The sequence below is a fragment of the Fibrella aquatica genome, from assembly GCF_041321135.1.
GTDB lineage: Bacteria > Bacteroidota > Bacteroidia > Cytophagales > Spirosomataceae > Fibrella > Fibrella aquatica.
On record NZ_JBGGWF010000003.1, the window covers coordinates 1 to 20,068 of the forward strand.

Below are 20,068 nucleotides of genomic sequence, written 5' to 3' on the forward strand. Positions count from 1 at the left end.
GCTGCGGTGCGTTGCTAATCAGCCAAGCCGTGACAAGCAACGCACCGCAGCGGCGGACCGCTACAAAACACAGACTACAAACCACAAACTAACAATCCCGCAACGCCGACCTGACCAGGTATGTGGCGGCTACATCGTTGCTGGTGAATAACCGCATGAACCAGTCTTCGCGCAGGCCTACCCGGCGTACAATGGCTGCTTCGGATAAACCTTGTGCGGCCCCGGCCAACGATTGGTCGACGAGGCGCTGGAGATGATCGATCTTTCGCTGAACAGCGGCTTTACCACCTTTCAGTACGGGTTTATGACCGCAGAAAAGCGTATCGAAATCAAGGGTCATTACGTGTCGGGCGGTTTCGATCTGTTGGTAGATGTTTTCGCCCCGCCTGAAAATGCGCAGGTTGCCCACGTAAAAATCACCCGCAAACAGCCAGCCCTCGTTGGGTTCGAGCAAGACGTGATGATCGGCTGAATGGCCTAATGTTGGTATAGGAATAAACCGGTGACGATCGGTCTCAAACGGTTCGGGGAACGTACCCAGCACGGTAACGCCCACCGCCGCTGAGCAGGGGGCAATGGGGCCAAACCAGTAGTGTTCGTAAGGAAGTAATCGGTATGGTTCCTGAATCAGTTGGGCCGTAAGCGGGCCGCAACGCACCGGGCATTGATGCGCACGGGCCAGCGGAGCCGCATTGGCAGCATGATCTTCGTGGAAATGCGTCAGCGCAATTTGCCGGATTGGGTACGTTTCGTAAGTCTGGATTACCTCCCGCTGTGTGTGCCGCGATCCGGTATCGATTAGCAGTCCATCTACATAATAGGTCCAGACCGGAACGGGCCTTGGCCACGGCAACCGCGCATAGCCAAACTGATGCCCGTCAACGGGGCCATGACGGAGGGTATTGGTAACGAGAGTAGCCAGCTGGAGACTAATTTAGGATCTGAATAACCGCGTATCAAACGTGTAAGGTCGATTATCGGTGATTTGAACTTCCGACATTCGGGGATGCATGGGATTTATCAGAAGATTAAAATCACCCTCTACAACGGCTGATGGTACTTTCAAGACTAGAAATTGATTATCGTAGATCCACTTATCGATCAGTTGCTTCACCATCAGAGGGGGATTCAAGCCATTCCATCCCTTGGGAAGCCTGTCGAGGGGAAGCGTTTGTATTGAATCTTCGGGCAAACTAAGCGTAAGCATCCGGTAGTTATCGGGCACAAAGGCCAACGGCGTATGCACCAATACTTCCAGCGTTGCCAGCGCTCTGGAACTAGCTGTGTAGACAACCGCTGTTCCTATGCTATTCCAACGCCCACCCACTCGGCGGGCACCTTCACCAGATAAGTCATTAGCCCGCCGGGCGCTTGCTAATCGATAAACGTTCATCAGGCCAACACACCATAATCTATCCGAACTAACTCGTCTTCAATAGCCCGAAAGCCATACAGACTATCCAGGAGATCGATCGGTTTTTTACCGTCGAAAACAGGATTGGGATACTGCATCCAGTTTCTGAATTTTTCAGCTTGTCCAAATACCTCTTCACCCTTTTGATAGAGTGACGTCAGTTGCAAAGCTCGTTCGGTCACATCTTGCGGCAAGAGCTTGGTAGCCGTGTATCGTTGCCAGGTACGTTCCGATATATGCAGCGCAGCAAGCATTACCGGATTACTTATCGACAAAGCTTCTGATAGCTGTATAACCACCTGTTTGGGAATCCCTTGCCTGCTTAAATCGACCAATTCGAGCATGGAATACGCTGCTAGATTAGTTTTCTGGTCGAAATGACTATTGATCAATGGCGTGCTCATAAACGTATAACCGGCAGTTGTCGTAAATATAACGACAACTGTCGTAAAAAAGTTGATGCTATGCCTTCCAGCCGTTTACAGCGTCTTCTCCAGTATAATGGTCAGTCCGCGTTTGCCGGGTTGAGTACCCACGATCTGGAAATCGTGACGGAGATTTAGTATCAGCATATCGCGCCACTGATTGTAGGTATGCGTTCTGACAGTATGGTAGCCTCGAGCCCGGCATACCTCGTGTTGCAGTCGCATCAGTTCGCCGGCCACACCCTGCCCCCGATATGCCGGATCGACTCCGCCCAGCCAACTGTAGAATGTGGTGGTTGGTTGCCCATCCGGTTGCCAGGCATACCCAAGCTTACAACCTATTACCTGGTTATCATCGATGGCCAGCAAGGTCTGAAAATCAAGGTACGTTGCCGTTTTCTGCATTAGGTCAGCCCGCCACTCTTCCCGCGATTGATTGACGAAGATTCGGGTGAGCAGGTCAAGTAGTTGATGCAGAATGAGCTCTGGTAATACGCCAGCAAAGGTGTGATAGGTAATGGCCATTGTGAACTAGAGATACGTTTATAGTTCAGCCAGCAAATAAGTAGCGATGCTGAAGTAAACGCCGATGCCGATGAGGTCGTTGGCGGTGGTGATGAACGGGCCGGAGGCAACAGCCGGGTTAATGCCAATACGGTCGAGCAGGAGGGGAGTAATGGTGCCCATGAACGAGGCCAGCATCACCACGCTCAGCAGCGACAGACTCACCACCGGAAACAGGCGTGGTTCACCGATTAATAACGTATAGCAACCAGCCATGAGGCCTACCACCGCGCCGTTGACCAGGGCCAGCACCAGCGTGCGCAGTAGCCGTTGCCCCAGCGAATAAGTGAGCCCGGACGTATCGGAAAGGCTCTGTACAATCAGCGAGGCAGTCTGAATGCCCACGTTACCGCCCGTTGACCCGATAATAGGAATGAACGCGGCCAGCGCGGCCACTTTGCCCAGTTCACTCTGAAACCCGTTAATTACTGTAGCCGCCATCAGGCTACCCGCCGCACCGGCTACCAGCCAGGGTAACTGCGCTTTGGCACGTACCCAGAGCGTATCATCTTCTTCAACCTCGCCCGATAAACCCGAAATGGCCTGAATGTCGTCTTCGGCCTGTTCGGTGATCACGTCGACTACGTCATCGATGGTGATGAGTCCTAATAACCGGCCCTGCACATTGACAACGGGAATAGCGTCGAGGTCATATTTCTGCATGATCTCGGCTACTTCGTCAACAGGCCGGTAGGTTTCAACCGATACTACATCCTGCTCGTATAGATCGGCGATTTTGGTGTATTTCCGGGCCAGTACCAGCTTTTTCAGCGATACAAAACCAAGCAGAATACCCGCATCGTCGACTACATAAACGGAGTACACTTTCTCCACGTCTTCGGCCTGCTGCCGAATCTCTTCGATGCACTGGTTGACGTTGGTGTTGACATTGACCTTGATTAACTCTTTCTGCATCAGGCCGCCCGCTACGTCTTCGTCGTAGTGGAGCAGGTCGATAATGAATCGGGCCTGTTCACGGTCTTCAAGCAGACCAATTACCTCTTCACGTACCTGAATAGATTGCTCGTTAAGCAAATCCACGGCATCATCGGAATCCATTTCTTCAACGAACGGGGCCAGGTCAACCGCCGTAAACGACCCGATAAACTTGTCGCGGATCGAATCGTCGAGGTTAGCGATGATTTCGGCACCAACACCCCGGTCGAGCAGATTCAGCAGGTAACGGGCCGATTCGGTGTCGAGTTCGTAGAGAATACCCGAAATATCGGCCGGATATAACTCTTCCATCTCAGCGCGAAGCATGTCATCGTCGCTGGTCTCAATGGCCGTCTGAATCCGGTCGAGATAGTCTTTGGTTAGTTCAAAAGTCACGGCGTAGTGTTGTAACACCGAAGCTCCAGCTTCGGTAATGGTAAACCAGCCAATGACTACCGAAGCTGGAGCTTCGGTGCTACTACGCCACCCGCTCAGCGGTTTAAGTAAACAAACGGCCTATTTATTGTAAAGCTTCCTGCCAACGGGTTAACCCGCGTTTCCGGTTACCTGTTCCGATAGGTAGAGTAATAGAATGGCGGGAGTCACAAAAAAGCCCGTCAGCAACTACGCTAACGGGCTTTCACAAAAAGTCAGGTACGTTATGCCTTCTTTTTCTTGCCTTTCATGGCAGGAACGGCAACCGGCATTTTCGACTGGTATTCGGTTACGCCTTTGGCAATAGCGTCTTTGAAAAACGAGAACGAGGCATCGCCCGACGTTTCGCCCATAGTCAGGGCTTTCTGAGCTAGTGGCATAGCATCGGCATATTTGCCCATTTTGGCCAGAATCTGTGATTTCAACCACAGGTTGCGGTACGTTTCCTTGGCAGCAATGGCTTTGTCGACGTATGATAGTGACTGTTCCAGATTACGGCCTTTGGTGAGGTTGTAGCTGGCGGCAGCGGTCAGCGTGTTCACGTCATCGGGCTTTTCGGCAACGGCTTTGTCGACCGAGGCGGCGGCGTTAGCCGAAGTGTTCACCATCAGGTTCGTCGACGCTTTCATATCGGCCCACATAATGTCCATGTTAGCGCTGCTGTCGGTAACACTGCTGAAACCAATGGTGAACGTCTCTGCTTTGTCGCCAGTTTTGGTCGCCGTCATGGGTACGCGCAACACATCAGCATCCTGCTTGTAACTCTGCTCGGTTACGGCCATATCTTTCGTGAAAATCAGGGTCCATTCTGCCGCCGTGGTTGGAATAGACAGAATCGCGTATGAGCCGGCGGGCAGCGTTTTGCCATTCACCATCACATCGGTAGTGGTGGTAAAGGCGGTGGCTCCGTTGGCTCCGGTACGCCATACCTTGCCGGCTGGTACAAATTCACCGGTAAACGGGGTACGTCCTTTCAGGCTGGGGCGCGAATATTTCACGGTCACGTCGGTAACGCCGATCGTTTGCATCACCGTAGCGGCGGGACTTGGCGACGGCGTTCTGATCTGAGCAGTAGCTAGTTGGGCTACCAGCACAAGGCCAATGGCCGAAAGCATCATTTTTTTCATGGTACAGAGTGTGTTTGGTCTGTTAGTTTCGCCACGAAATTAGCTGGAAAAAATGGAAGTCGGTGGTAACACCGCCGATGATGCAACCCATGACTGACTTATTGACCCTGCTTCGGCAACATAAACCGGCTGATGCCAACGAAGCCGACATGACGGCCCGAACCATTGCTTTTGTGGAAGCGAACCCCAATCACCTGGAACGGTCATTGCTGATCGGCCACATCACCGGTTCGGCCTGGATTACCTCGCCCGACGAATCGCAGGTGGTCTTGATCCATCACCGTAAACTCGACCGGTGGTTCCAGCCTGGTGGTCATGCCGACGGTAACCCGGATATTGTTGAGGTGTCGCGGCAGGAGGCGGGAGAAGAAACTGAACTACCCGATCTGACGCTGGCAAGCCCGTCTATTTTCGACGTGGATATACACACCATACCCGCCCGTGGCGAGGTACCGGAGCATTTGCACTACGACATTAGATTCCAATGGAATTCTAATAAGGAAATAAAATTTGGTGAAAACCGCGAAGTGAAAGAAATACGATGGGTAACAATGGCCGAAGCCGAACGTTTGTGTGACTCTGAATCAATCAGCAGAATGGTCAGAAAGGCTAAAATTGGGGGCTGAAACAGAGGGGTTTATCGTCTTGTTCTATAGTTAATCAAGTGCAGTAAGTTTGTAACAACAAAACCACAGAACAACATGAAAACGCTAACCACACTCCTGATGGGCTTTGGCCTGTTAGCCTATAGCTTGCCTGCCGATGCGCAGGTGAACGAGAAAACCCGGAAAGATCACACCTATTCGACCCACAACTACAAGCATCCGAACAAAGCGGCGGCGGCACGTACCTGGGAAGAGAAAGAAGGTGTATCGGTGCAGGCTCCGTTGCCGCAGGATACCCGGTTGTCGAACTATAAAAATCAGCGCCCCGGCCAACCACCCGTTGGCGGCGTAACCGTTCCGCACACGCCCGATGAGAATTTGGCCAACCGGAATTATAAAATGCAGAAGCCATCGATCAGTGCAGACGAGAACGGATCTGTTGCCCGGAAACGCGCCCGGAAAGGTGCTGACACCACCGGTACATCGACTGGTAATTAACCGGAACTTCGCAGAAGGAGCCACCACAGGGTGGCTTTTTTTGTTTATACCCTAACTAGTTTAAAATCAAAAGGTATGAATCGCTTACAAGCAAAACGGGTCGTCATTACAGGCGGCTCAGGAGGTATTGGATCGGCGGCAGCCCAAACGTTTTTGAACGAAGGAGCCAGCGTATTGCTCGTCGATTTAGACGAGGCTACCCTGAAAGAAACGGCCGAGCGGCTGGTTGGCCGGGTTTTCTATTGCCAGGCCGATGTGTCGAAAGCCGACGACGTGCAACGGTATGTCGAGGTAGCGAAAGAGAAGCTGGGCGGTATCGATGTGTTTTTCAACAACGCGGGCATTGAAGGGAAAGTGATGCCTCTGACCGAGTACCCGGAAGACCTGTTCCGTAAAGTGATGGACGTAAACGTGCTGGGCGTTTGGCTGGGCATGAAATACGTAATGCCGGTTATGCAGGAGCATGGCGGCGGTAGCATTATTATCACCTCGTCGGTAGCTGGTTTGGGTGGTACGCCCAATGTGGTGGCCTACGTGACGAGCAAACACGCTACGGTTGGCCTCATGAAAGTGGCCGCGCTGGAAGGAGCCGCCCACAACATCCGCGTGAATACTGTGCACCCCTCACCGGTGGATAACCGGATGATGCGGTCGCTGGAAGAAGGTTTTGCCCCAGGACAGGGAACCGCCGCACACAAGCAATTTGCCGACGCTATTCCGCTGAAACGCTACGCCAAAGAAGAAGACGTAGTGAATCTGGTGTTGTTCCTGGCCTCCGACGAAGCCACGTTCATCACCGGTGCCCAGTATACCGTCGACGGCGGCATGGCGGCGATGTAAAGGGATTTTGGACTGGGGATATCGGATTTCGGATATTAGATCGGTCCACCGATGCGGTTGAATTTTTGCTGACGCCGCTGGCTGGCGCGAGCATTTGCTCGTGTCTTTCATGTCGCAAGCATTCGCTTGCACAGCGCGAAAGCGCAATTTGGTAGAGCAAAAAATGTATCCAGCTACCGTATTGCGCTTTCGCGCTGTACAAGCGAATGCTTGCGACATGATAGGCACGAGCAAATGCTCGCGCCAGCCAGCGGCGTCAGCGGGCGTCAGCAAAAATCCGAAATCCGATACCCCCAATCCGACATCCCAAAACGCTGTACTTTTACGGGCAAATCAACGTGCTCTTCCTTTGCCTGCTACCCTGCTTATTATCGATGACGAAGCCCGGCTTCGTGGTTTGCTGGCCCGGATTTTAAGCCTTGAAGGCTACACCGTGCTGGAAGCCGAAAATGCCCGCGCCGGCTTGAAAACGCTGGAGCGGGAAGAGGTGCATCTGGTGCTAAGCGACGTGAAACTGCCCGATAAGAACGGTATTGAACTCACGGCGCAGATCAAACAACTGTACCCCGCCACCGAAGTCATTGTGCTCACCGCCTACGGCACCATTGCCGATGGGGTGACGGCCATTAAAAACGGCGCGTTCGACTACATCACCAAAGGCGACGACAACGACCGGATCATTCCGCTGGTGAGCCGGGCGGTGGAGAAAGCGCAGTTGCAGTTCCGGGTACGAAAGCTGGAGGCGCAAATTAACGAACGCACCGATTTTGCGAAGATCGTAGGTACGTCCAGCGCCATTAAGCAAGCTATTTCGCTGGCGCAACGCGTGGCCGTGACCGACACTACCGTGTTGCTAACGGGTGAGACCGGCACGGGTAAAGAGGTTTTTGCACAGGCTATTCACGGGGCTAGTCCGCGCCGTTCAGGTACGTTCGTGGCGATTAACTGCGGGGCGCTGGGCAAGGATATTCTGGAAAGTGAGCTGTTTGGCCACCGCGCGGGGGCGTTTACCGGGGCCAGCCGCGATCAGAAAGGGTTGTTTGCCGAAGCCCACAAAGGCACGATTTTTCTGGACGAAATTGGCGAAATGCCGCTCGACCTACAGGCCAAACTCCTGCGCGTACTCGAAACCCACGAGTTTCTGCGCGTGGGCGATACCAAACCCACGAAAACCGATGTGCGGGTGATTGCTGCCACCAACCGGAGTCTGGAACAGGAAGCCAGCGCCGGTCATTTTCGCCTCGATCTCTACTACCGCCTCTCGGTGTTCACCATTGAGTTGCCGCCTCTCCGCGACCGTCCGCAGGACATTGCCGAACTCGCCGCTCAATTTGCGCGGCAGGTAGGCACCAAGATTGGCAAGCGCGAGGTACGGCTTAGCCCCTCCTTTGTGCAGAAACTTCAGCAACACACCTGGAAGGGCAATATCCGCGAGTTAAAAAACGTGATTGAGCGCGCCGTGATCCTCTCAGACACCGCTGAACTAACACCCGACACCTTGCCTTTCGACCTGCAAACGGGCGGGGCATCGGCCAACGCAGGTACGTTCGATCTGGCTACTGTTGAGAAACAACATATCAGGTACGTTCTACGCCACACCAACGGCCAGAAACCCGAAGCCGCCCGCCTCCTCGGCATCGGCCTGACAACCCTGTACCGGAAGATACAGGAGTACGGACTTGATGGGTAGCTTGCATCTGAATAGTCCTTAAAACAACGAACTGAAAAACAACGATGTCAATAACAAGAGAGGCCGAGTTAATTGGCATGCAGAAGGCAAGTGAAGCCGTTGCGCTCACGCTGAAAGAGATGCGGAACTACGCCCAGCCGGGCATGACCACTAAAGAATTAGACGACTACGGCGGGAAACTCCTGAATGAGCTGGGCGCTAAATCAGCTCCCTACGTGACGTATGGTTTTCCGGGATGGACGTGCATCAGCGTAAACAACGAATTTTGCCACGGTATACCTTCCGACAAACGCGTATTGAACGAAGGCGATCTGATCAACATCGACGTGTCGGCAGAGCTGGACGGTTTTTGGTCAGATAATGGTGGGTCGTTTGTAGTAGGCAACGATATAAATCAGCACCAGAAGCTCATCGAGGCGTCGAAGCAGATTTTGTATAGAGCCATTCATTCGATAAAAGGCGGCGTGCGTATTGCGGATATCGGCGCGTTGATTGAAACCGAAGCGAAGAAACGAGGCTACCGGGTCATTAAAAACCTGACCGGCCACGGCGTAGGCAGAAGCCTGCACGAAGAACCCAACGAAATAGCCAATTTCAGAGATCGGTCGAATTTGGGCAGGTTCCGGAAAAACTCGGTCGTGGCTGTTGAGACGTTCATTTCCACGACCTCTACCTATGCCGAAACGTTGAAAGACGGATGGACAATGGTCGGTAACAAAGGTGGTTTCATGGCCCAACACGAGCATACCATTGTGGTCACCGACGGTAAACCGATTATACTGACGGCTATGAATGACATTTGGAATTAAAGTAACCAAACGCTTACAAGATAAACCGAGCACTTTAGGCCCATGTCTACCACGAAGTCATTGTCAACCGCATTGCTTGGCGAACTGCTCAGTACCCTACAAGCCCGTTTCGAGAAAAACGCTAGCCGCCATGAGGGGCTGGAATGGGCACCAATACAGGCGAAGCTGACGGCAAACCCCGACAAACTGTGGTCGCTTTACGAAATGGAGCGCACCGGCGGCGAACCGGACGTGATTGGCTATGACAAGCAGACGGGCGAATACCTGTTTTGCGATTGCTCAGCCGAAAGCCCTCTAGGCCGCCGAAGCACGTGTTACGACCTCGCTGGACTGGAATCAAGAAAAGACAACCGACCCGAACACAACGCAATTGACATGGCCGCGAACATGGGCATCGACCTGTTGGATGAAGACCAATACCGTGCCCTGCAACGCCTGGGTACGTTCGATGCCAAAACGTCTAGTTGGCTAAGCACCCCGGCCGCCATCAGAAAGCTGGGCGGTGCCCTCTTCGCCGATTTCCGTTACGGTCAAGTCTTCGTATACCACAACGGTGCCCAGTCGTACTACGCCGCCCGAGGGTTCCGGGGTTTACTGAAGGTCTGACCGATTGTATAAAGCAGTAACTGTGTATATTTAGGAATCGATGTTGATTGTCGAGCGAGTGAGAAGTGTAAAAATATTTGTGAGTAAGCCGTTAGTGATTAATGACAACGAAAGAAAATATATTATCGATCTTGAAAAATAGTAAGCCCGTTTTGTCGGCATATGGCGTGTCTACAATTGGTCTTTTTGGCTCGTATATCAGAAATGAGCAAACCCCTAAAAGTGATATAGACTTATTGATTGATTTTGATCCTGAGCAAGAGAATTTCGATAATTTTATGGCTGTTTATGATGTTTTCGAAAAGCTATTCAAAAATGAAAAAATTGAGGTAGTCACAAAGAAAGGGTTAAGCAAATACATCGGGCCAAAGATTCTAAACGACGTCATCTATGTATAAGGAGCCTATTGAGTTTCTAAAACATATTGCTGACGAATGCGAGTATCTACTTTCCGTAAGCGCTGATTTATCCAAGGATACGTTTTTGGAAGATGAAACGTTAAAACGCGCTGTTGTCAGAAGTCTGGAAATTATTGGTGAGGCCACAAAAAAGATACCCGTTGATTTTAAATTAAAGTGGAGCTTCATTCAGTGGAAAAATATGGCCGGTATGCGAGATAGGCTCATTCACGACTATATTGGTGTAAACTATTCGATTGTCTGGGATGTGCTGAAAAATAAAATACCAGAACTGTCCTCCCAAATTCATGAAGTACTTAATAAAGAACAAGCGTAACCGTGGTTGCTGAAGTAGTTGTTATCCATCCACTTCACCCTTCCCTTTCACGCGTCGTAAACGGATGGAATTGACGGGGTTGACGACAAGGGGGACTTGCTCGGTGGCTACGTTTTGGGTGTCTAGGCCGTAGGCGCGTTCGTCGGCTAGGCTTAGGCGTTTCAGGCCGAAATAGCCGTTCATCACGAAGGTATCGAGGCTGTCGAGGTCGTTCTCGTAGGAGAGGAAGCGATTGATGACCACAAACCGGAAATCGCCGATCGAATCGGGGTGGGTTTTCAGGGTTCGGTATTTTGGTTTCAGGTTAATCTCGTGGCAACGTACCAATTCTTCCACTACTTTCCGGAACAACAGGTTGATGCGTGGTTGCACCCGGAAACCTAGTCTGAAGGTGATGCGCACCACGTCTTCCGGCTCCAGAATGTCAACCGTGTACTCGGTTGTAAACGGTTCGTCGACCAACTCCACGTGGATGAGCCAATACACGTCGGCGCGCTTGGGCATACCGCCGAGAATAGAGTCGAGAATCTGTTCTTCAATTTGTTGGGGTTGGGGCGAAGCCGTCAGGTATACCAGATTGGTGGCGTATTTGGGTACGTTGGTGTCGCTGCTCAGTTGCCGTAACAGGGGCAGGTGATCGCGCAGGCTGATGAACTGGGTAAGGCGGCGTTTGATGCGGCTGCCGTTGTGCCAAACTAGCATGATTGTTAGCATGATTGCCCCCAGCAACAGCGATACCCAGCCGCCATGCGTGAATTTCCGCAGGTTGGCAATCAGGAAGCCGCCTTCGATGAAGAAGTAAATCAGTAGCAGTCCCACCACAATCAGGCCGTTGACCCGCTTTTTGGCGTAGAGGTACATGCCCAGCAACACGGTCGTGGTCAGCATGGTCAGGTTCACCGATAGCCCGAACGCCGCCTCCATGTTTTTCGACTCGCGGAAGTAGAGCACCACCACGAAACAGCCCGTCATCAGCAGCCAGTTAAACGCCGGGATGTAGACCTGTCCGCGCGCGTTGGAGGGGAAAACGATCCGCATTTTGGGCAGCAACGTCAGTCGGAACGCCTCGGATACGAGCGTAAATGTGCCACTGATGAGCGCCTGCGAGGCAATGATAGTGGCCAGCGTGGCAATGCCGATGCTGGGCAGCATGAACCAGTCGGGCACTAGGCCGAAGAACGAGTTCAACGTACCCAGCGGTTTTCCCATATGGTCGAGCAGCCACGCCGCCTGACCCAGGTAGCAGAGAATAAGGCAGATTTTGACGTAGAACCACGACACCTGCACGTTCCGCCGTCCCACGTGACCCATGTCAGAATAGAGTGCTTCGGCCCCGGTAGAGCACAGGAAAACGCCACCCAACAGCCAGAATCCGTCGGGGTAATTCACGATCATGTCGTAGGCATAGGCGGGGTTGAGCGCCCGAAGCACAGCCGGATTTTTGGCTAGTTGCACCGCGCCCATCAGGCCAATCATGGTGAACCAGATGGTCATGATGGGACCAAAAGCTTTGCCCAGCTTGTCGGTGCCTATCTGTTGTGCGGCAAACAGCAGGAAGATGATGGCTAGCACAATAGGCACCGTGGGTAGGTCGGGATAAAGCGGTAATAGTCCTTCGATGGCCGACGATACCGAGATGGGGGGCGTAATGATGCTGTCGGCGATCAGGAAGCTACCGCCCGCAATGGCTGGAAACAGCAGCCATTTTCCGTACCGCCGGATGAGCGTATAGAGCGAAAAAATGCCGCCTTCCCCGTTGTTGTCAGCCCTGAGGGTGAGCAGTACGTATTTGAGCGTAGTCTGGAAGGTGAGTGTCCAGAAAATGGCCGATACGCCGCCCAGCGCCAGGGTTTCATCAACGACCCGGTCTTCAATAATAGCGCGGTAGGTATACAGCGGCGACGTGCCGATATCGCCGAAAACGATACCAACGGCTACCAGCAGGCCGGCCGCCGTCATTTTGTCAATGGTGTGGTTGGAGTGTGAGCTCAAGAGGGGTATTTATTTGGGGTTGGGTACGTTGGAGTTTTTGCTGGATTTGCTTTGCGAGCTAGGTTGCTTTCGCGCGTCCCTTCGACGGGCTCAGGGTGACAATCCCACTCAAGATCGTCATTCACTGGCTGGATGTGTATTGTCACCCTGAGCCTGTCGAAGGGCCTAGCTCGCGAAGCATCTACACATTCCGCTTACCCGAATATCGTGCCAATGCGGAAATAACCGCAATTAATGGTTTTAGGCACCGATTTTTTTCCAAAATGGTAAACCTGCCTTTCCAAAATGAAAAAACAGGGCGTGTAGAATTGAGCTTCTGATAATTTTATGTTAAAATAAATTATTGATAATGAGTTAGTTATCGCTGTGAAGCGATTGTGTTGGCAAGACTGGGCCTCTTTTTGGCATACCCTGACCGTAATCAAACAAATCAACCGTCCTCATGGGCACAACCTTGCTTCTGCTTCTCTCGGCGTTCCTCTGTTTCGCCATTTTCTACAAAGCCATCGAATGGTTTGAAAAAGTCTAGCCATGCTCACCATCCTGTTCATCATCTCACTTCTGGTCTTCGCCTACATGCTGTATGTGCTGATCCGACCGGAGAAATTTTAAGAAATGTCATTACGCTGCGCTGTCATTAAGTGGTCATTGGTGGTCATTTATTGTTTTTCAACGAATGACCATTACTGACAACAAATGACTACTTAATGACGGCGTAACCTAATGACAATTAATGACAATCAATCTATATGAATACTGAATTACTTGGCGTTCTGGCAACGTACCTGATTACTCTGCTGCTGGCTATTCCGCTTGGAAAGGTCGTCGGCAAGATTTTCAGGGGCGAACCCAACGCCCTTGATTTCATGGCTCCGATCGAACGCTTCATCTTCCGAATTGGGGGTGTCGACGCTAAACGGGACATGACCTGGAAAGAGAACCTGGTGGCCCTGTTGACCATCAACGCCGTCTGGTTCGTCTATGCCTTTATGATGCTCCTGTCGCAGGCGGGGCTGCCGCTGAACCCCGATGGTAACCCGTCGATGACTCCGGATCTGGCCTTTAATACGGCCATCAGCTTCATGGTTAACTGCGATTTGCAGCACTACTCGGGCGAATCCGGGCTAACGTACCTGACTCAGCTTGGGGTAATTAACTTCCTGATGTTTGTATCGGCGGCGACGGGTATTGCCGCGCTGGTGCTGGTGGTGCGGGCGTTCCTGCCCGAAAAAACCAATCTGTCGGGCAACTTCTACGTGTATTTTACGAAAGCGATTACCCGATTACTGTTGCCTGCGTCGTTCATTGTGGCGCTGATTCTGGCGTTCAACGGAACGCCTGCCAGCTTCGACGGCAAAGACCAGTTCATCTCGATGGAGGGCGATACCGTCAACGTGTCGCGCGGACCGGCGGCGGGGCTGATTGGTATCAAACACCTGGGCACCAACGGCGGTGGGTATTTTGGCGTTAACTCGGCTCACCCGCTCGAAAATCCGAACTACCTGACCAACATGGCCGAGCTGATTGCGCAGGTAATGCTGCCAATCATTATGCTCTTCGCGCTGGGCTACATGATCAACCGCAAACGGTTTTCGTGGATCGTATTCGGCGTGATGACCAGCGGTTTTCTGCTGCTCGTGATCCCGACGTTGATTACCGAATTTCACGGCAACCCGGCCATTGCGCAACTCGGCGTGATGCAGCCAACAGGGGCCATGGAAGGCAAAGAAGTCCGGTTTGGGCCGCTTTCCTCGGCGTACTGGAGCATCGTCACCACGATCATATCGACGGGGTCGGTCAACTCCATGCACGATTCGTCGATGGCCTTATCGGGTACTATGCAACTGCTGGGTATGATGACCAACGCCTTCTACGGCGGTTGCGGTGTCGGCTTCCTGAACTACTACTACTACCTGATCATCGCTGTCTTTATCTCGGGGCTGATGGTAGGCCGTACGCCGGAGTTGTTCGGCCGTAAAGTAGAAGCGCGGGAGATCAAGATTGCCTCGATGGTGGCCCTGCTCAGTACGTTGCTAGTGAAAGGCGGTGTAGCCATTGCGGCCTGGATCACGGTCAACTACCCTAATGCGGATTGGGCGGTGAAACCGTCGGCCTGGCTGAACAACCCCGGTTATCATGGTTTCACGGAGATGCTGTACGAGTTCACCTCGGCCAACGCCAACAACGGTTCGGGCTTCGAAGGGCTGGGCGACAATAACGTTTTCTGGAACGTCAGCACGGGCATTGTCCTGATCTTCGGGCGGTTCATTCCGATCATTGGTCCGGTAACCATTGCCGGTCTGCTGGCCGACAAGAAGTTCGTACCCCAAAGCGCAGGTACGTTGCCTACTGATACACCAACGTTTGGTCTGATGACCTTCGCCGTTATCATCATCATCACGGCTCTGTCGTTCTTCCCCGCCCTGGCGCTGGGACCGCTGGCGGAGTATTTCAGCTTGAAGTAAGTTGAGTGGAAATGAAGGTGAGGACTTTCTGTAGCGTCATCGGCTCTGAAGCGACTACGTTTTCTTCCGAACCCTGGTGCTGGTGATGTGGTGACGTGGGAAGAGAAACCGGATGTGCGTTGTCCCAGCGGTGAATGAGTTGATGGTCGGCCGTTTGCCATTGATAAGCGTAGTCGATCCGATCTAACAGAATGACATAATTCTCCCGAATGTGCAAAACGGATTGGTCAACAAATGTAATCCGACCACGTACCTGAGTAAGGTCTGGCCGTTCAATGGGATCAAGCGCTGTAGAAGCTAGTATAATGTGGCTAAATGGGTACAGGTTGTGGGTCATACAGTGAGGCGCATAAGTCGCTTTTCAACGCCCCGTAGTACAGCAAGCTCAGCACGCCAATCCATGATGTCGTCTTCTCGTTCGAAAAGACCGAACTGTGTGAGTTCATTGAAGCGTCTAAAGAAATCGTCGTAACCCATACTGTACTTCGTTTCAAACACTTCAATCCGTTCCAGACACACTTTGAGCTCACGCAATAGCTCTTCCCGTGCCTTTTTAATGGCATAGTCAGTACTGGACGTGTACCCCATCTCATGGAAAATCTGCTCTATGGAAACCTGCTCAACCGTCATAACAAAACCTTTTTTTAAAGATAACAAAAATGGCAACCCAAAATTCGTCAACTAGCCGCAACACCTCTCTGTTCCAATCCGACTTGGTGGGGGCGGCCATAAAACAATCATTCACGAAACTGAATCCGGCTGATCTGATCAAGAATCCGGTGATGTTTACGGTCGAAATCGGCACGCTGATCATGCTGGCCGTGACGATCTATATCGCCATCTCGGGCGATACAACCCAGGGCACATTGGTCTACAACAGCGTGATTACAATCATTCTGCTGCTCACGGTACTGTTTGCCAACTTCGCCGAGGCGATCGCCGAAGCACGGGGTAAAGCCCAGGCTGAATCGCTGCGGAAAACCCGGCAGGAAACGCCCGCGAAGAAAATAAGCGGTGGGCAAAGAGCAGGGGGCAGGGAAGAAATAACGGTTATTTCGTCGGCTCAACTTCAAAAAGGCGATGTGTTTCTTTGCGAACCCGGCGATATTATCCCCTCTGATGGCGAGATCATCGAAGGGCTTGCCACCATCGACGAATCGGCCATCACGGGCGAATCAGCCCCGGTGATTCGGGAAGCGGGCGGTGATAAATCGTCGGTTACGGGTGGGACTAAGGTGCTGTCTGATAAGATCAAAGTGCGGGTGACTACCCAGCCCGGTGAGTCGTTTCTTGATAAGATGATTGCGCTGGTTGAAGGGGCTTCGCGGCAGAAAACACCCAACGAAATCGCCTTGACAATTTTGCTGGCGGGCTTCACGCTCATCTTCATCATCGTTTGTGTGGCCCTAAAACCTTTCGCCGATTACGCCAACACGCCCATCACCGTAGCCGCGTTGATTTCGCTGTTTGTCTGCCTTATTCCAACAACCATTGGTGGGCTACTATCGGCCATCGGTATTGCGGGGATGGACCGCGCCCTGCGGGCCAACGTTATTGCCAAGTCGGGCCGGGCGGTCGAAACGGCGGGTGACATCGACGTGCTGTTGCTCGACAAAACGGGTACGATCACAATCGGTAACCGGAAAGCCACCCACTTCTACGCGGCACCAGGCATCGATCAGGCTGAGATGATTCGGGCGTCGGCACTGAGTTCGCTGGCCGATGAAACGCCCGAAGGGAAGTCGATTGTGGAACTGGCCGGGAGCGATGTAACGCGGAACCTGAGCACGACCGGGTCAACGATGATCAAGTTCACGGCCGAAACGCGCTCGTCGGGGATCGATATGCCCGATGCCGCACGGGATGGTGGCTCGCTACGCATTCGTAAAGGTGCCGTTGATTCGATTCGGAACATCGTGACGAAGGCGGGTAATCAGTTTCCGAACGAAACGGACGCGAAGGCCAAAGAGATTGCTGGCAATGGCGGTACGCCGCTGGTAGTAACCGAAAATGAGCGGGTAATGGGTGTCGTGGAATTGCAGGACATCATCAAACCTGGTATTGCCGAACGCTTTGACCGGCTGCGTAAAATGGGCGTGAAAACGGTGATGGTCACCGGCGATAACCCACTGACAGCCCGATTTATTGCCGGGAAAGCAGGCGTTGATGATTTCATTGCCGAAGCCAAGCCGGAAGATAAGATGCAGTACATCCGCAACGAGCAAACCGGTGGTAAACTGGTGGCAATGATGGGCGACGGGACCAACGATGCGCCCGCGCTGGCGCAAGCCGACGTAGGGGTGGCAATGAACTCGGGTACGCAGGCCGCCAAAGAAGCCGGTAATATGGTCGATCTGGATAATGACCCGACCAAGCTGATCGAAGTGGTTGAGATCGGAAAGCAACTCCTTATTACGCGGGGTACGTTGACGACCTTCTCCATTGCCAACGACGTCGCCAAATATTTCGCCATTGTGCCTGCACTGTTTGTCGGCAGCATTCCGGCCCTGCAGGCCATCAACGTCATGAAACTGCACAGTCCCGAATCGGCGATTTTGTCGGCCGTGATCTTCAACGCGATCATCATTCCGATGCTGATTCCGCTGGCCCTTCGCGGGGTTGAATACAAGCCCATCGGTGCGTCGGCGCTGCTTCGCCGCAACCTGTTTATCTACGGCTTCGGCGGTCTGGTAGCGCCCTTCATCGGGATTAAGCTACTCGATTTAGTCGTGGGGCTATTTGTTTAAACTGTCATTAATCGTCATCCGCTTTACGTCATTTATTGTCATTAATAGCCATTGATTGCCTGCGATAAATGACAAAGAATGACTATTCAATGACGCGAAGCGAATGACATTTCTCTTATGAAAAATCACATATCTCCAGCCATCCGGTTAACGGTGGCTATGCTTATTCTGCTCTCCGTTATTTATCCACTTGTGGTGGCAGGCATCGCTAAACTGGCTCCGGGCGGCGGGGCTGGCGAAACCGTCACGGTGAACGGTAAAGTAGTTGGCTACGCCCGAATTGGGCAGCAGTTTACCGAAGACCGGTATTTCAACTCGCGCCCGTCGGCGGTCGATTATAACGCGGCTGGTTCGGCTGGCTCGAACAAAGGACCGTCGAACCCCGACTACCTGAAAACGGTTCAGGCCCGAATTGATACGTTTCTGGTGCATAATCCGGGCGTACAGAAGTCGGATATTCCGGCTGAACTTGTTACGGCTTCCGGTTCGGGGCTTGATCCGGACCTGTCGCCAGCCGCTGCTAAAATCCAGGTACGTCGCATTGCTAACGTGCGCGGTCTGGCTGCTGACCGTCTGAATCAACTGGTTGATGAACATACCAAAGGCCCGCTACTGGGCTTGTTTGGGCCTTCGACGGTTAATGTACTGGCACTGAATGTGGCGCTGGATGAATTAGAATGAAAGTTGGGTTAAGGTTGCTTTCGCCTGGCCCTTCGACAAGCTCAGGGTGACAACTCACTCAAGCAAGTGCATGACAACCTTGGGTGAGAGTGTCACCCTGAGCCTGTCGAAGGGCCTAGAGCGCGAAGCCATTCACCATTGCCACTCTTAGAATCAGTAAAATTTCAGTTCGAGTACAACAAAACAACGGCCTTATAAACAGGCCACTATCATGAAAAAAAAGACACTTTTCTCAACAACAATTGCTGTGGCGCTGGCAGCAACGTACCTGGATAGCTACGCCCAAACCACCGACACTACGGCCACATCAGCTCCCACACAAGCCCAAACGCAAGCCTCACCTAATTCAGGACTAACCGTTTCCGGGTACGTTGAAGCCTATTACTCGCACGATTTTACGGCTCTAAAAACGGCGCAGGAGCGTCCCGGATTCTTGTATAATCACAAGCGTAACCGGGAAGTGAACATCAATCTGGCGTTTTTGAAAGCGGCTTACACCAGTGACCGGATTCGGGGTAATCTGGCCTTGCAGGTAGGTAACTACGCGCAGTACAACTACGCCGCTGAACAGACCCTGGTGCAGAACATCTTTGAAGCCAATGCCGGGGTGAAGCTGTCGAAAAACCGCGACCTGTGGCTCGATGCGGGTGTTTTTTCGTCGCACATAGGCTTTGAAAGCGCCATCTCGAAAGACTGCTGGACGCTGACCCGTAGCCTGCTGGCCGAAAACTCGCCCTACTATCTGTCGGGCGCTAAAGTGACCTACAACACGCCAAACGGAAAATGGACCGTGCTGGGGTCGGTGCTCAACGGCTGGCAGCGCGTGAAAAAACTCGATGGCTACAGCGGTCCATCGATCAGCACACAGGTGCAGTACCGCCCATCCTCGAATCTGACGCTCAACTGGAGCAGTTTCGTTGGCGCCGACCGGCCCGACTCGCTGAAGCAGGGGCGATTCTTTAACAACTTCTACGCCGTTATTAACCCCGCTGGGCGATTTGGCGTGATCCTGGGCTTTGATATCGGGGCCGATCGGAAACCAGTTGTGCGCACCGGATCGGATACGCGGGTCGATGGTGGAGGCAGCTACGTCTGGTATTCGCCCGTGGTAATTGCCCGGTACAAAACGTCGGATAAAAGCTACGTAAATGGCCGCGTGGAATATTACAATGACCCCAATGGGGTCATCATCAGCACAGGTACGTTGAATGGCTTCAAAACCGTCGGGTATTCGCTGGGGTATGATTACGCTATGTTGCCGAATGCACTGTTTCGTGTCGAAGGGAAAGTGTATGACAGTAAGGACCCAATTTTTGAAGGCAAAACCAATGCAAGCCGGATGAATAGCTCATTGACAACAAGTTTGGCTGTTAGTTTTTAGGCTCGGTTTCGCCGGATTTTATCCGGTGCAATGGATGCGCTGCCAATGAGAATATCTCTTGTGAGAGCTGTGCCTTTTATCCCCTGCGGAGTATCCATTGCACCGAATGAAATCCGGT

Annotated in this window: 22 protein-coding genes; 13 read left to right on the forward strand and 9 right to left on the reverse strand. The window is 52.5% G+C overall.

What is annotated here, in order from left to right; genetic code table 11:
- Positions 1-88: 88 nt before the first annotated feature.
- The 6 genes from ACAW87_RS07890 to ACAW87_RS07915 all read right to left on the reverse strand — a co-directional run bounded on the left by ACAW87_RS07890 (position 89) and on the right by ACAW87_RS07915 (position 4,901).
- A complete protein-coding gene (locus tag ACAW87_RS07890; protein WP_370722830.1) occupies positions 89-853 on the reverse strand; it encodes an MBL fold metallo-hydrolase in 765 nt (254 codons plus the stop codon).
- 81 nt (positions 854-934) lie between these two features.
- On the reverse strand, positions 935-1,393 hold the full coding sequence (locus tag ACAW87_RS07895; RefSeq protein ID WP_370722831.1) for an RES family NAD+ phosphorylase: 459 nt from the start codon (positions 1,391-1,393) through the stop codon (positions 935-937).
- Positions 1,393-1,818 (reverse strand): Xre family toxin-antitoxin system antitoxin, encoded by a 426-nt coding sequence (locus ACAW87_RS07900; protein ID WP_370722832.1) that lies wholly within the window; start codon positions 1,816-1,818, stop codon positions 1,393-1,395. Before ACAW87_RS07900 ends, ACAW87_RS07895 begins: the two co-directional genes overlap by 1 nt.
- A gap of 75 nt (positions 1,819-1,893) precedes the next feature.
- Positions 1,894-2,364 carry a GNAT family N-acetyltransferase gene (locus ACAW87_RS07905; protein WP_370722833.1) on the reverse strand — a complete coding sequence of 157 codons (471 nt, stop codon included), beginning with the start codon at positions 2,362-2,364 and terminating at the stop codon, positions 1,894-1,896.
- A gap of 18 nt (positions 2,365-2,382) precedes the next feature.
- Positions 2,383-3,735, reverse strand: coding sequence for a magnesium transporter (mgtE, locus tag ACAW87_RS07910; RefSeq protein WP_370722834.1), 1,353 nt, complete (start codon positions 3,733-3,735; stop codon positions 2,383-2,385).
- A gap of 263 nt (positions 3,736-3,998) precedes the next feature.
- Positions 3,999-4,901, reverse strand: coding sequence for a DUF2911 domain-containing protein (locus ACAW87_RS07915; protein WP_370722835.1), 903 nt, complete (start codon positions 4,899-4,901; stop codon positions 3,999-4,001).
- An 89-nt stretch (positions 4,902-4,990) separates the two neighbouring features.
- Here ACAW87_RS07915 and ACAW87_RS07920 point away from each other — a divergent pair, with 89 nt between their 5' ends.
- The 8 genes from ACAW87_RS07920 to ACAW87_RS07955 all read left to right on the forward strand — a co-directional run bounded on the left by ACAW87_RS07920 (position 4,991) and on the right by ACAW87_RS07955 (position 10,684).
- Positions 4,991-5,527 carry an NUDIX hydrolase gene (locus ACAW87_RS07920; protein ID WP_370722836.1) on the forward strand — a complete coding sequence of 179 codons (537 nt, stop codon included), beginning with the start codon at positions 4,991-4,993 and terminating at the stop codon, positions 5,525-5,527.
- Between the two features lie 75 nt (positions 5,528-5,602).
- Positions 5,603-6,004, forward strand: a complete 402-nt coding sequence (locus ACAW87_RS07925; protein ID WP_370722837.1) for a hypothetical protein — start codon at positions 5,603-5,605, stop codon at positions 6,002-6,004.
- A 75-nt stretch (positions 6,005-6,079) separates the two neighbouring features.
- Positions 6,080-6,844, forward strand: coding sequence for an SDR family NAD(P)-dependent oxidoreductase (locus ACAW87_RS07930; protein ID WP_370722838.1), 765 nt, complete (start codon positions 6,080-6,082; stop codon positions 6,842-6,844).
- Positions 6,845-7,193: 349 nt separating this feature from the next.
- The gene (locus ACAW87_RS07935; protein WP_370722839.1) at positions 7,194-8,534 is read left to right on the forward strand and encodes a sigma-54-dependent transcriptional regulator; all 1,341 of its coding nucleotides are present in this window, start codon (positions 7,194-7,196) and stop codon (positions 8,532-8,534) included.
- 44 nt (positions 8,535-8,578) lie between these two features.
- Complete coding sequence (gene map, locus ACAW87_RS07940; RefSeq protein ID WP_370722840.1) at positions 8,579-9,343, forward strand: type I methionyl aminopeptidase; 765 nt, start codon at positions 8,579-8,581, stop codon at positions 9,341-9,343.
- A 42-nt stretch (positions 9,344-9,385) separates the two neighbouring features.
- Complete coding sequence (locus ACAW87_RS07945; RefSeq protein ID WP_370722841.1) at positions 9,386-9,949, forward strand: DUF4256 domain-containing protein; 564 nt, start codon at positions 9,386-9,388, stop codon at positions 9,947-9,949.
- Positions 9,950-10,050: 101 nt separating this feature from the next.
- Positions 10,051-10,347, forward strand: a complete 297-nt coding sequence (locus ACAW87_RS07950; protein WP_370722842.1) for a nucleotidyltransferase family protein — start codon at positions 10,051-10,053, stop codon at positions 10,345-10,347.
- Entirely contained in the window at positions 10,340-10,684 is a 345-nt protein-coding gene (locus ACAW87_RS07955) for a HepT-like ribonuclease domain-containing protein (protein WP_370722843.1), read from the forward strand. The genes ACAW87_RS07950 and ACAW87_RS07955 overlap by 8 nt, the downstream gene beginning before the upstream one ends.
- A 21-nt stretch (positions 10,685-10,705) precedes the next feature.
- Here ACAW87_RS07955 and ACAW87_RS07960 read toward each other — a convergent pair whose 3' ends face one another.
- Positions 10,706-12,643, reverse strand: coding sequence for a KUP/HAK/KT family potassium transporter (locus ACAW87_RS07960; RefSeq protein ID WP_370723408.1), 1,938 nt, complete (start codon positions 12,641-12,643; stop codon positions 10,706-10,708).
- A gap of 564 nt (positions 12,644-13,207) precedes the next feature.
- On the opposite strand from ACAW87_RS07960, the gene ACAW87_RS07965 reads away from it, so the two are divergent.
- Both ACAW87_RS07965 and kdpA read left to right on the forward strand, forming a co-directional pair.
- Positions 13,208-13,288: a potassium-transporting ATPase subunit F gene (locus ACAW87_RS07965; protein WP_207329144.1), complete on the forward strand. Its 81-nt coding sequence runs from the start codon at positions 13,208-13,210 to the stop codon at positions 13,286-13,288.
- Positions 13,289-13,425: 137 nt separating this feature from the next.
- Positions 13,426-15,141: a potassium-transporting ATPase subunit KdpA gene (kdpA, locus tag ACAW87_RS07970; RefSeq protein ID WP_370722844.1), complete on the forward strand. Its 1,716-nt coding sequence runs from the start codon at positions 13,426-13,428 to the stop codon at positions 15,139-15,141.
- Here the strand turns inward: kdpA and ACAW87_RS07975 are convergent.
- On the reverse strand, positions 15,128-15,478 hold the full coding sequence (locus ACAW87_RS07975; protein ID WP_370722845.1) for a toxin-antitoxin system TumE family protein: 351 nt from the start codon (positions 15,476-15,478) through the stop codon (positions 15,128-15,130). The two genes, kdpA and ACAW87_RS07975, sit on opposite strands and share 14 nt — an antisense overlap.
- The gene (locus ACAW87_RS07980) at positions 15,475-15,798 is read right to left on the reverse strand and encodes a hypothetical protein (protein WP_370722846.1); all 324 of its coding nucleotides are present in this window, start codon (positions 15,796-15,798) and stop codon (positions 15,475-15,477) included. Before ACAW87_RS07980 ends, ACAW87_RS07975 begins: the two co-directional genes overlap by 4 nt.
- Positions 15,799-15,800: 2 nt before the next feature.
- On the opposite strand from ACAW87_RS07980, the gene kdpB reads away from it, so the two are divergent.
- The 3 genes from kdpB to ACAW87_RS07995 all read left to right on the forward strand — a co-directional run bounded on the left by kdpB (position 15,801) and on the right by ACAW87_RS07995 (position 19,950).
- Positions 15,801-17,888, forward strand: a complete 2,088-nt coding sequence (gene kdpB / locus ACAW87_RS07985) for a potassium-transporting ATPase subunit KdpB (protein ID WP_370722847.1) — start codon at positions 15,801-15,803, stop codon at positions 17,886-17,888.
- Between the two features lie 117 nt (positions 17,889-18,005).
- A complete protein-coding gene (locus ACAW87_RS07990) occupies positions 18,006-18,569 on the forward strand; it encodes a K(+)-transporting ATPase subunit C (protein WP_370722848.1) in 564 nt (187 codons plus the stop codon).
- A 211-nt stretch (positions 18,570-18,780) separates the two neighbouring features.
- Positions 18,781-19,950 (forward strand): porin, encoded by a 1,170-nt coding sequence (locus tag ACAW87_RS07995; RefSeq protein ID WP_370722849.1) that lies wholly within the window; start codon positions 18,781-18,783, stop codon positions 19,948-19,950.
- The last annotated feature ends 118 nt before the right edge of the window (positions 19,951-20,068 follow it).